This window comes from Lysinibacillus sp. K60, assembly GCF_019731275.1.
GTDB classification, from domain to species: Bacteria; Bacillota; Bacilli; order Bacillales_A; family Planococcaceae; genus Lysinibacillus; species Lysinibacillus capsici.
The window spans coordinates 1-13498 of record NZ_JAASJR010000021.1 but is presented as its reverse complement, the minus strand read 5'-3'; the positions used below and the strand labels follow the sequence as shown (position 1 = coordinate 13498).

Here is a 13498-nt window from a genome sequence, read left to right as displayed (position 1 = left end):
TTACTCACCTTTACCTTTCGTGCGGTACATATCAAACTCACCAACAAAAACGGTTTCACCATTAACGGTAGATGTTACCTCAACTTTTGTTCGATGTGTTTGTTCATCTCGTCCGATAACAATCGCTTTTGTAATAACACGATTTCCAGCTCGTACAGGTTTCACAAACGTAATATTGGAATGTACGGTTAATGCTAGTTCGTCATCAATTACTGCAACCGCTAATGAATTTGCTTGCGCAAACAAATGATGCCCACGTGCGATGCCATTACGCTGAAAAACATGCTCTTCTTGTACATCAAAAATCGAGAGTGCTCGATGATCTAATTCAATATCTACTATCTCCCCAATGACCTCATCAATCGGGAGAGATTTCACTTCATTTTCATAGCTTTTTGAAGCAACGTCTTTAATTCGCTCGCGTAATTCTGGTATTGATAATTCCATACGGTCTAAACGAATTGTTTGGACACTTACCTGAAACTGTGTTGCTAGCTGTTCATCTGTGACGAATGGATTTTCAGCTATCGTTTCAGATAGTAGTCGCTGTCGCTCTTTTTTCGTTCGTCTCAACTTCATTCGCCACCTTTTGAGTTGTTATTAGCACTTGGTACTAATATCAGTATATAGAGTATAAAAAAAGAATGCAAGACTTGTTTTGAAATCAAGTACTTACACTCTTTCTTTGCTAACAAGCTTCCCACATTAATCGAAGCGCTCTCCTTGTAAAACACCAGTATCTTCTAGCATTTTACGCAAGTATTGATAGTCGTCATCCTGCCAAAACGCTTTTGTTTCAAGCATTTCTGAGGCATCTTTTCTAGCGGTCTCCAATATACGATAATCATGTACTAAATCAGCTATTTTAAAATCAGGTAAACCACTTTGCTTTCTACCAAAAAAGTCTCCTGGCCCCCTTAATTCAAGATCTTTTTCAGCTAAACGGAAACCATCATTTGTTTCTGTCATCGATTGCATACGTTCTTTCCCCTCTTCAGACTTAGGATCTGCAAGTAAAATACAGTATGATTGGTGCTCACCACGACCAACGCGACCTCGAAGCTGATGCAACTGTGCTAAGCCAAAGCGTTCAGCATCATAGACAATCATAAAGGTAGCGTTTGGTACATTTACTCCTACCTCTACAACGGTTGTAGAAACTAAAACTTGAATAGTCCCTTCACTAAAAGCACGCATAACCTCATCTTTTTCATCAGCTGATAAACGCCCATGCATTAAACCGACATGATAACGTTCTTTAAAATAAGTCGCTAGCTGCTCATAAATTTCCACAGCATTCTGAACATCAAGCTTATCGGATTCCTCAATAAGCGGACAAATCGCATAGGCTTGTCTTCCAGCCGCTAACTCTAATTCTAGCTTAGATAAAACGGAGCCGAATTGTTCTTTCTTCATCCAATGCGTTTCAATCTGCTTACGCCCTGCTGGCATTTCATCAATCATCGATACGTCCATTTCCCCAAATGCAGTAATAGCTAATGTTCGTGGTATCGGGGTAGCTGTCATAAAAAGCACATCGGGATTCTCCCCTTTATCACGCAAAATACGTCGTTGCTCCACACCAAAGCGATGCTGTTCATCCGTGATGACAAAGCCAAGTTTATGAAAAATAACATCTGGCTGGATTAGTGCATGTGTACCAATAACAATATCAAGATCTCCATTTGCCAGATCAGCTAATATCGCACGTCGCTCTTTTGTTTTAGTGGATCCGGATAAGAGTGCAACACGAACGCCAAATGGTTGGAACCATTCTTTCAAATTCTCTAAGTGCTGTTCCGCTAATATTTCAGTTGGTGCCATTAAGGCGCCTTGAAAACCTGCTGTTACGGCCGCATATAGCCCTATTGCTGCTACGACGGTTTTACCTGAACCTACATCCCCTTGTAGCAAGCGATTCATTCGATGTGGTTCCTTCAAATCCTTACAAATTTCATTCACCACGCGCTTTTGAGCATTCGTTAATTCATAGGGTAAGGAAGCGATAAAATCTCGTAACTTATGCACATTAAATTGAATAACTGTACCGTGTTCACTATCCTTCCTTATTTTCCGTAAAGCTTGAATACGCAATTGGAAATTTAATAGCTCCTCATAGGCAAAGCGTCTCCTTGCTTGTTTAGCATGTTCAGCATCCAGTGGAAAATGAATACCCTCCAAGCCCTCTCTTATTGAAACAAGCTTATACGACTCTTGTAAATAATATGGAATGGTCTCTGGCAGTACTTCCCCACAATCGTCTAACACTTGTCGCATATATTTTCGAAATCTTTTTTGGGGGATCAAACCTTTCAGACTATAGACAGGCTCAAAGTCAACTTGATCTGTTTTAGGACCAAATGTAACTGAAGTGCCATTGATTACTTGTCTACCACGATCCCATTTACCAGTCACCGTAATAATGGAACCAGGTACAAGCTTTTGCTTTAAATAGCCCTGATTGAAAAATACGACTTTCACTAAATGTCTTCCTGCTAAAACATTTACTTGGAGTCTTGACTTATTGCGACCTAAAAATAAAATCGTAGGCTCCCGCTCCACCTTACACTCAACTGTAACCCGTTCGTTATGTGGTGTTTGTGCTAAATCTTTTAAACGAAAATCTTCATGTCGATGTGGGAACGTCCATAATAAATCAGCTATTGTATTGATTCCTAGTGATTCAAGATGGGCTGCTGTTTCTTTCCCGACGCCTTTTAATTCATTGACGGGTCCATATAATTCAGTCATCTTATCCCACAACTCCCTTCATTGATTGTTTATGTAGTGTTATACTCTCTCTATCTAATTTACCATAAATTATTTCACTAACCCTACACATAAGCAAAAACCCTACCAATGATTGATAGGGTTAAGCTTTTGATTATTTAATTTCACAGGAGAAACATGTAATTTCTTTCACACATTGCTCATCAACTTCTATTCCTAATCCAGCTTTATCGCTTAACTGCAGGATGTCTTTATAGTATGTAACATTTGCCACATCTTTTACAAACATTAATGGTCCGACCATCTCGTTTGTATGGATTATCGACTTACTGATGGCTAGGTGTGCCCCAGCCATTGTTCCGATTGCTGATTCAACCATAGAGCCTACTTGACAAGGCATCTCTGCAGCCTCCGCAAGACTTGCAAGAGCTAGAGCTGGATAGATTCCACCTGATTTCATCAATTTTATATTTAGCATATCCGCAGCACGCATTTCTATGACATCGACTAAATCATAAATAGTATGAACACCCTCGTCTACCATAATACTACAAGGTGAAAGGGCTCTAATTTCTTTTAGCGCTCTTAAATCATGTGCTTTTACTGGTTGCTCGTACCAATCTACATGACAAGTTGTAGTTTCTCTAATAACTTTTAGTGTCTCCATCCTATTCCAACCTTGATTGGCATCTACCCGCAGTTGCACCTCATCACCTATTGCTTCTCTTACCGCACGAATACGAGCAATATCTAAATCAGCATTTGTACCAACCTTAATTTTAATATTACGGAAACCCGATTTAACAAATTCACTTGCATCTTGAGCCATTTCCTCTGGACTCTTAATACTAATTACTCTTGGCACCTGTAATTCCTCATGTGCTTTTCCACCAATTAATTGATAAACTGGTTGACCAGTCATTTTCCCCATTAAATCATAGAGCGCAATGTCCAATGCGGCTTTTGCTGAAGGGACTCCATCAATTTTTTCATTAAACTTTTTATGAATACGATCTACTGCAAATGGATCTTCATTAATCAATAATGGTGCTAATTCATGTTTAATAACGTGATACGTGCTCTCCCAAGTTTCACCCGTCACATTTTGATCAGGCACAGCTTCGCCCCAGCCAACTACACCCTCATCCGTCTCTATTCTGGTAAGAATAGTTGGCATATCATCTAAATGAACATAAGAAATAACGAATGGTTCCTTTAATTGTAAACGTGCTGCAAACACTTCAATCTTTTTTATCACGATGTAAAACTCCTTTTCGTATAAATAGTCTGATTATTTATGTTGCAAGATAATATTTATAAATAGTTGAATCGCATCAGGGAAAACATCTTCATCTAGATCAAATCGTGGATGATGATGTGGATATTGGCTTTTGTCACCACCCATACCTACAAAAACAAATGCTCCAGGCTTATGTTGTAAATAATAAGAAAAATCTTCTCCACCCATGACTGGTTCGACTACCTTAAATGCGGTATCTCCAAATTGTTCCCGTACAATCGATTCAATAAATCGCGATTGTGTTGGATCATTGACGAGCGGAGGTGTTCCTAAAATAAAATCGATTTTTCCTTCTGCTCCAAATGCTCGGCAAATTCCTTCTGTTAAACTTACCATTTTCGTTTTAATGATTTTTACAGTGTTCGGTGTCAATGCTCTGATCGTTCCAGTTAATTTTGCTGTATCAGGAATAATATTATAAGTGGTTCCCGCTTGTATATTACCAACTGTAATGACACCCGCATCGATAGGATTGACATTTCTACTTATGATACTTTGAAAAGCTTGCATTAAATGGCTGGCTATATAAATAGGATCAATTGTTTCATGTGGCATTGATCCATGACCACCATACCCTTGAATTATAATTTCAAAATCATCAATAGAAGCCATCATCGGCCCATGTGTTAAACCTATCTTTCCTTTCTCTAAACCTTGCCATAAGTGAATGCCAAAAATAGCATCTACATCTTCCAACACACCTTTTTGAATTAATAAATCAGCACCACTTGGGGTGATTTCCTCTGCCGATTGAAATATAAGCTTGATATTCGGCTCGATTTTCTCTCTATTTAAGCTTACCCATGTTGCAACTGCTAATAAAATCGCAGTATGACCATCATGGCCACACATATGAGCAACACCTTGCCTGTCTGAAATGTACGGTTTGTCTCCCTCTTCTTTTATAGGTAAGGCATCTATATCGGCACGTAATGCAATAGTTTTTGTTCCCTTTGTCCCTTTTATAAATGCCACTACACCTGGAGGCTCATAATCTAGAATTTCTATATCTAACTCCTCTAGTCTTTTGCGAATAAACGCACTTGTTTCGTATTCTTCCCCAGAAAGCTCTGGGTATTGGTGCAGATGACGGCGATCCTCTATTGCCTTTTCTGTTAATTTTTTTATATTCATTATTTCCATTGTTAAACTCCTTTAGAAAGGTCCGTATTGTATGACTTGTGCAATGATGAGCGATATTACCGCAACTGTTACTTGAATAAGCATAAACGGAAAAATCCACTTTATCCATTTACCCCAAGGGATACCCGCAATTGATAATCCCGCCATTAAAAAACCTACTGTTGGGAAAATAATATTCGACATACCATCTCCAAATTGATAGGCAAGTACGGCTGTTTGTCTTGTAACACCAATCATATCTGATAAAGGCGCCATAATTGGCATCGTTAAGGCAGCCTGTCCACTTCCTGATGGTACTAAAAAATTTAAAAATAACTGAAAAATAAACATCCCTACTGCATTTAGTACAGGTGGAACTGAATCAAGTAATGCAGATGTGTAAAAGAGAATTGTATCAATCAATCCTGAGTTATTGAAAATCACTAAAATAGACTGAGCTAACCCAATGATAAGAGCGCCACCAACTAAATCCCCTGCACCCTTCATAAATGAATTAGCAATATGCGAAGGTGATAATTTGCCAATAAGCCCCATTAAAATACCAAACAATAAAAATAAACCAGCTATTTCAGTAATGTACCAACCTAGTTTTACAACCCCGTACATCAATACGATAAAATTCAAAAGAAATGTAGCCATAACAAGCTTATGTCTGATTTCCATTTTCGAATTCCCCTGTACGAAATCACCCTCATCATTTCGGAAATTTCCATAAAATCCAAGTTCAGGATTGTTTTTCACTTTTTTTGCATAGCGATAAACATATATTGTTGCTACTGTGTATAAGACAATAAAAATGACAATTCGAAAAGCAACTCCCGAAAATAAAGGCAAGCCCGCAATCTCTTGTGCTATTCCTACTGTAAACGGATTCATAACAGCTGCCGAAAATCCGACAGATGCACCAAGAATAACAATAGCAAAACCTGTAATTGCATCAAACCCTAGGGCAACAGCAAGCGGTGCAAGAATCCCTACATATACAATCGTTTCATCAGACATCCCCATTAATGACCCAGCACAGGCGAAAAACAACATTAATACTGGTATTATTAACATTTCGCGTTTAGCCATTTTTACAGATAGCATGGCGATAAAGGATTCTAATGCTCCTGTGGCTGATAGTATTCCAAAGGTACCTCCTACTATCAATACGAAGAAAATAATACTTGCTCCTTGCATCATGCCAGAATGTACACTGCTAAAAATATCTAAAAAGCCAATGGGGTTCATATCTGTAAAACTAAATGTCCCAGGTTGAATCACTTGACGTCCATTAACTTCTTCCCGTTGAAATGAACCAGCTGGAATAAAATACGTTAAAATGGAAGATACAACAATAAGGCAAAAGATTAACACATAAACATTAATTCCTTTTTGTTGCTCTATTTCTTTATTAGCTATAAATTTACTCATTCGCCATCCTCCTTAGTTGAATCATTGATTAAAAACAAATTTTCATGACCACTATCAATGCGTAACATATCTCTCCAACATAAAAAACCATCCCCTTTTTTTGAAATTTCCGTCTTATTCATTGTAATTGATAAAAAAATAAATAAAAAATTACTATTTTAAATAGTTACTATTGATAAATTTACATATAAATTCAACGGGATACATCCAAAAATGAAAAAGAACGTTACATCCCTGCGGTTTCACCAGGCTGCAACATTCTGTTCATTTTTCGATATACAAACTAATTAAATTGTTTTCCATGTATCTTTAACTAAATCAATAAATGTGCTTACATTACTAAATGTTTTAGCATTTTGTGGAAAAATTAAATAGGTAGGTAACTTTTTAGGGAATCGGTACAGAACTTGAAGACTCCCTTTGGTTACCTCTTTTTGTATAATAATATCACTCAACAAGGCTAGACCCACTTGTTCCAATACTGCTCTCTTAATTGCTTCCTCGCTTCCAAATTCCACTACTGTTTGTGGCTTACACTTAATTTCTTGCAGGCAGCTGACAATACAGTCATCCATTCCATAGGTTATAAAGGGATAATCATCGAATATTTCCTGCACATTACGATCCTTTATAATAAGCGGATTTCCAACCAATACTAAATCCTCTTCCTCCAATAAAATCCCCTCTACACCAGCGTAACTAGGGTGTCCAGCTACAAAACCTATATCTGCTTGATTTGAACTCACAAGTTTGGCTGTTTCTTTACTATTGGCACAAAGAAGTTTTAGGTTTACCTGAGGGTACTGTTTTAAAAACGAGCCGATAATATGCGATAAATAATAGCCACAATAAAACTCTGGTGCAGCGATTGTCAAATGACCAAATGGCTTTTCGAAATTCTTCAAATCCTGTTCCATTTCTTCAATAATCCCAAATAATTGATCTGTATGTTCCTTTACTATTTTTCCTACTTGAGAAAGAAACATTTTCTTGCCCATTCGATTAATTAAGATATGCCCTAACTCTTCCTCTAACGCTTTAATCTGTTGGCTAATTGTAGGCTGGCTATAATTTAAAATTTCAGCCGCTTTTGTAAAGTTGAGGTAAGTTGAAACAACATGAAATGTTTTCAAATTACGCAAATCCATCTCTATTCACGTCCCTGCTATATAATTAAGATAAATACATTCGCTTATTAAAATTTAATTATACTTAAATCGACTATGTACGTAAGAGGGTTTTTCTTTCCAGTAAGCTATCCATCAACACAAAAAACATGCTACCTATTTAGATAGCATGTTTCTTATTTTTTATTGAAGGGCTTTAATGCTTTGTAAGCCACCATTTTCAAGAATGGCTTTACTGATCGCCTTACCTGTTGGTGTTGCTGCTAGACCGCCTCGTGCCGTCTCTTTAAGATTAGGACTCATAGATTGTCCAATGCGATACATAGCACCAATTACTTCATCACATGGAATACGACTTGTTACACCAGCAAGTGCCATATCGGCCGCTACTAGGGAGTTAGATGCACCCATAGCATTACGTTTAACACAAGGGACTTCAACCAAGCCAGCCACTGGGTCACAGACAAGACCTAGCATGTTTTTTAGTGTAATGGCAAACGCTTCGGAACATTGCTGTGGTGTACCTCCAGCCATTTCGACAATAGCAGCGGCAGCCATACCTGCAGCTGAACCAACCTCTGCCTGACAACCGCCAGCAGCCCCAGAAATGGAAGCGTTATTGGCTACCACAAATCCAAATGCTCCTGACGTAAATAGATAACGAATCATTTGATCACGAGTTGGATTTAGTTTGTTTTTTACTGCAAACAGTGTTCCTGGTACTACACCTGCTGAACCTGCTGTTGGTGTTGCACAGATTGTTCCCATTGCAGCATTTACTTCATTAGTTGCAACCGCTTTACTTACTGCATCTAATAATAAATCACCTGAAAGTGACTTTCCTTGTGCAATATAATTTTGAAGTAATACGGCATCCCCACCAGTTAAACCTGTTACTGATTGCACACCTTGTAATCCACGTTCAATTGCTTCTTCCATCACTGTTAGATTTCGATCCATTTGCTGGATGATTTCTTCACGTGTTCTACCAGTTATCAATATTTCCTGTTCAATCATAATTTCTGATATTAATTTATCTTCTTTCTCTGCTCGTTCAACAAGTTCACGAACATTATGAAATAAAACGTCCATCACGGGACACCTCCTTAGTTATTAATTTTTGAGACCTTTGTAATATATGGAATTAAAGATATTTGCTGTAGCACCTTATCCTCAATGTTTTGATCAACTTCAATCACCATTAAAGCAGTTAAACCACGTTCGATACGTGATACCTCCATATGCCCAATGTTGACTTCATGCATCGCCAAACAATTGGCTACATTGGCAATACAGCCAGCACGATCATCATGAACAACAAGAATAGCTGGCATACCACCAGTTAAACGTAACTTAAAGCCATTGACTTCACTGACTTCAATTTTTCCGCCACCAATTGAAATACCGACTACTGACATTTCCCCTTCATCGTCTCCAATGACAAGTCGAGCCGTATTTGGATGCTCAGTATTAGCTGTTTCAGGAATGAATTCGTATTCTAATCCTGCTTTTTTGGCATCTTCAAATGCCGTTTTAATGCGATCATCAAATGTATCGTAATTTAATAAGCCTCCTACAATTGCAACATCTGTACCATGCCCTCTATACGTTTCTGCAAATGATCCATATAAATGAATTTTTGCCCATTTAGGTTGTCTACCAAATAAATCCCTTGCAACACGCCCGATGCGAGCTGCTCCTGCCGTATGAGAGGAGGAAGGCCCAATCATGACTGGTCCAATAATATCAAATACTGAAGTAAACTTCATACAAACACCCCTCTATTCTATCCGTATAATAATATTTATTTTTATTTATATCATGCTTGATAGGTACTATAAAAGTAAAGCATTTAATTTATCAAATTTCAGAAAATTACCACTACTATAATTTATAGTAAATATTTATGCTCATTTATTGTCCGCACCATATATACACAACTATGAAAGCGTTGCTATTCCAATATTTCCAAATTTTATATCCTGTGGATACGTACATTGAATGATTCATATTTAGTACGTTTTTAATAAATTTAATCCAACATTTTCTTTGTAGCATAAACAAAAGCAGTACACGTTTTGTGCACTGCTTTCTTTACGGAATAGCAAAGTAGCATGTAATTATTCTACTGAAATAATATATGGATATAACCCTTGTTTGCCATTAAATAATTCAACTTCTACATCTGGATAGTTCTCTTCTATGAAAGCTACCAACTCAGAGGCAGCTTGTTCAGTTGTATCTTCACCATAGATCACTGTAACAATCTCAGCATCTTCATCGACTAAATCCTTAATTACTTTTTCAGCTGCATCCTTTAGTGCTGGTGTAGAAAGGACAATTTTACCTTCTGCCAATGCCATAAAATCATCTTTGCGAATTTCAACACCATCAATAGATGTATCACGCACTGCATAGGTAACTTGACCTGTCTTCACATTTGCAAATGCTTCTGACATTGTTTTTTTATTTATATCAACAGCCGCCTCTGGGTTAAACGCTAAAATCGCTGCCATTCCTTGAGGAATCGTCTTAGTAGGAACAACTGCTGCATCAATTTCTAATAGTTCAACCGCTTGCTCTGCTGCCATCACTATATTTTTATTATTCGGTAAGATTAATACTTTTTCTGCCCCGATTTCTTGTACAGCTTTCACGATATCTTCAGTTGAAGGATTCATTGTTTGACCGCCTTCAATGACATAGGAAGCACCGATAGAGCGCAGTAAATCTGCTACACCCTCACCCATAGCAATCGTGACAATAGCATACGGATGCTTTTCTACTTTTTTGGTAGGCGTGGGCGCTTTATGTTCTTCACCCACGATTGCTGAATGCTGCTCACGCATATTATCAACTTTAATTTTTATAAGACTACCGTATTTTTGGCCAATCGATAGAACAGAACCTGGTTGCTCGGAATGGATATGAACCTTCGCAATTTCCTCATCTGAAATAACAAGTAAAGAATCACCTAAAGGATTTAATTCATTACGGAATTGTTCTTCATTAAAAGGTTCTTTTCCTTCTTCTAAGCGTACCATTATCTCTGTACAGTAACCAAATTCAATATCAGCAGTGTTCATGAAATCTTGGGCTCTATGATGTTCTGCATTGATTAAATCATCTAGCGTCGCATCATTTTTCTCCGGAAGAGCCTCCCCCTTCAAGGAAGCTAAAAATCCTTCATACACAAATAGTAAGCCTTGACCACCACTATCTACCACACCCACTTCTTTTAAAACAGGCAGTAGGTCAGGTGTACGATCCAACGATGCCTTTGCCTCTGCTGTAAAAGCTTCCATTACGGCAATGATATCGTTTTCAGTTTCTGCTACTTCTAGACCTTTTTTCGCAGCTTCACGTGCCACCGTTAATATCGTTCCTTCTACTGGCTTCATAACAGCTTTATATGCCGTATCAACACCCGCTTGGAATGCTCCAGCAAAGCCCTTTGCATCAATTGTTGACTCCTTCTCAATAAACTTCCCAAAACCACGGAATAACTGAGATAGAATAACGCCTGAATTCCCACGCGCTCCCATTAACAAGCCTTTTGATAATGCCTGTGCTGTTTTACCAATATGCTCTGAAGCAGCATGCTCTGTTTCCTTTGCACCAGATGTCATCGATAAGTTCATATTTGTACCTGTATCACCATCTGGAACAGGGAAAACATTTAATGAATCTACATAATTTGCATTTTGGTATAGGTGATGCGCCCCCATTTGTACCATTTCAGCAAACTTTATACCGTCTAAAGACTGCATTCGATTTAGTTCCTCCTCTTAATTCGCTACACGAACGCCCTGTACAAAGATATTGACAGATTTTACGCTCATACCTAATGTTTTATCTACTGTATATTTCACTTTCGATTGTACTTGATAAGCCACTTCCGAAATTTTTGTTCCGTAACTAACAATAATGTACATATCTATATGTAAATCGTCGTCCTGTTGTCGAATTACAACACCTTTTGCGAAGTTTTCTTTACGTAAAATATCAGTTAGACCATCACGAATTTGATGTTTAGATGCCATGCCAACAATACCGTAGCATTCTACAGCAGCTCCACCAGCAATTTGTGCAAGTACATCTGTTGAAATATCAATTTGGCCGAATTCATTGTTTAATTCAATTGACATAGAAATGCCTCCTTGGCTCTTTTTGACTAAACTATATTGTAACACTTTCGTTATAATTTAAGCAACCTAAGGGGGTATTGAAGGGCTTCGTAGCAACGTTTTATGACTTCAAATAGACGCATTTGCTTCTTCATCAAAAATTGCCATTTTGCAGAAATAGTTATTTCGTCCGTTTTGCTTTGCCAAATATAGCGCTTGGTCAGCTAATTCACAACATGTTTGTAAATGCTCATATTTTGCGATTTTAGCTTGACACATTCCAATACTAACAGTAACTTGTTGGGCAATAGTAGATTGTAAATGCGGGATATTAAGTTGTCGAATTTCTTCTAAAATTTCTTCACATACAGGTTCAGCAACCTTATGAGTATGCTGGCTTATCATAACAAATTCCTCGCCACCCCAACGGGCAACAAATGCATTATACTTCCCTGCAATTTCCTCCAATAGAGATGCGACTTTGACAATTGCAGCATCTCCCTGCAAATGTCCATAATAATCATTAAATTTTTTAAAGCAATCAATATCAATCATTATGACTGTTAAAGGTTGTGTTTGATAAAGTTGCTGTCCTATCTTATTCAATTTTTGATTAAATGCACGTCGATTAGGTAGATTCGTTAAAGAATCTTTTAATGCTTGCTCTGCCAATTCATTATTTTTAATAGCCAACAATTCTGATAGTCGCTTCGTTTTGGTCATTTCCTCATTCAATAAAATATGCTGGGTATGGATTTGTTTACGAACCTTATAGGTCTGATATTGAATCATTACACCAATAGGTATTAATAATGACATGGGTAATATAATTTTTATATTTTCACTCGATATTCCAGCACTCATATATGCACTCACAATAATGGCTGATGCAGAAAGCAAAATAATCCAGACAATTTTTCGTAAAGGTAATGCGAATACCGTACAAATAATGATTAAAATAACCTCATACAGTGCTGCATGACGGAAAAAGTAAACATCTAATACCGATATCGCAGTAATCAATAGCATTATTGTGTAAATATAAACAACAACCAACCGTTCATACTTCTGTATATTAACAGGAGTAATATGAATTCGCTTTTCTCGGATAAATAATAATACTGCAACATTTATATAAAACATGGCAATATGAATGGCAATATAGACGGGAACCATGGCTCTTTCCGCCTTCACAAAAAATACCTCTCCATAATGTATTAACGAAATAATGGCTGATACATACATGAGTGTCCAAGCAACTATTCTCATCCCTTTTAAATTCGACTGAACCATTTCTTCGCGAATAGAAAAAGCTAATTTTTCTTGATTTTCCATCATGCTCTCTCCTCATGCCCACTTTCAAATAATTATAATGTCCTATATGTATCGTCATGATAACGAAAAATACAAGTCATTCTAAATTTTTCTGATAAATAAAAAAGTTGATACCTTTATAGCATCAACTTTTTACATTGTATTCAATTAAATATCGAAAAATTTATATGGCTAAAATAAGCTTTTAATAAGCGTGTCAAGCATAACAGGCATCTCTTTAAACGCACTATCCACATGCAATCTCTCTGTTTTTTGATGGGCATCCTTACCAAATGGGCCGACATTTAAGACAGGACCTTGTAATGCCGCCATCTCTTTGA

General features: G+C 37.4%; 11 protein-coding genes. All 11 read right to left on the bottom strand.

Translation table 11 applies throughout. The features are described 5' to 3' along the window. Positions 1–573, bottom strand: coding sequence for a transcription factor FapR (gene fapR / locus HCH28_RS24370; RefSeq protein ID WP_202341667.1), 573 nt, complete (start codon positions 571–573; stop codon positions 1–3). Positions 574–705: 132 nt separating this feature from the next. Continuing rightward, on the bottom strand, positions 706–2751 hold the full coding sequence (gene recG / locus HCH28_RS24365; RefSeq protein ID WP_221683429.1) for an ATP-dependent DNA helicase RecG: 2046 nt from the start codon (positions 2749–2751) through the stop codon (positions 706–708). Positions 2752–2884: 133 nt separating this feature from the next. Beyond that, positions 2885–3988: a mandelate racemase/muconate lactonizing enzyme family protein gene (locus tag HCH28_RS25535; protein ID WP_221683428.1), complete on the bottom strand. Its 1104-nt coding sequence runs from the start codon at positions 3986–3988 to the stop codon at positions 2885–2887. Between the two features lie 33 nt (positions 3989–4021). After that, entirely contained in the window at positions 4022–5173 is a 1152-nt protein-coding gene (locus tag HCH28_RS24355) for a M20 metallopeptidase family protein (protein ID WP_221683427.1), read from the bottom strand. A 12-nt stretch (positions 5174–5185) separates the two neighbouring features. Then, positions 5186–6589 (bottom strand): YfcC family protein, encoded by a 1404-nt coding sequence (locus tag HCH28_RS24350; protein WP_221683426.1) that lies wholly within the window; start codon positions 6587–6589, stop codon positions 5186–5188. Between the two features lie 287 nt (positions 6590–6876). After that, positions 6877–7737: a LysR family transcriptional regulator gene (locus tag HCH28_RS24345; RefSeq protein ID WP_221683425.1), complete on the bottom strand. Its 861-nt coding sequence runs from the start codon at positions 7735–7737 to the stop codon at positions 6877–6879. A 162-nt stretch (positions 7738–7899) separates the two neighbouring features. Beyond that, the gene (gene sdaAA, locus HCH28_RS24340; protein WP_202341671.1) at positions 7900–8808 is read right to left on the bottom strand and encodes an L-serine ammonia-lyase, iron-sulfur-dependent, subunit alpha; all 909 of its coding nucleotides are present in this window, start codon (positions 8806–8808) and stop codon (positions 7900–7902) included. Between the two features lie 14 nt (positions 8809–8822). Further along, positions 8823–9485, bottom strand: coding sequence for an L-serine ammonia-lyase, iron-sulfur-dependent subunit beta (gene sdaAB / locus HCH28_RS24335; protein ID WP_004269429.1), 663 nt, complete (start codon positions 9483–9485; stop codon positions 8823–8825). 351 nt (positions 9486–9836) lie between these two features. After that, positions 9837–11486, bottom strand: coding sequence for a DAK2 domain-containing protein (locus tag HCH28_RS24330; protein ID WP_221683424.1), 1650 nt, complete (start codon positions 11484–11486; stop codon positions 9837–9839). A gap of 18 nt (positions 11487–11504) precedes the next feature. Then, positions 11505–11864 (bottom strand): Asp23/Gls24 family envelope stress response protein, encoded by a 360-nt coding sequence (locus HCH28_RS24325; RefSeq protein ID WP_004269431.1) that lies wholly within the window; start codon positions 11862–11864, stop codon positions 11505–11507. Between the two features lie 108 nt (positions 11865–11972). After that, entirely contained in the window at positions 11973–13178 is a 1206-nt protein-coding gene (locus HCH28_RS24320; protein WP_221683423.1) for a GGDEF domain-containing protein, read from the bottom strand. Positions 13179–13498: the final 320 nt, after the last annotated feature.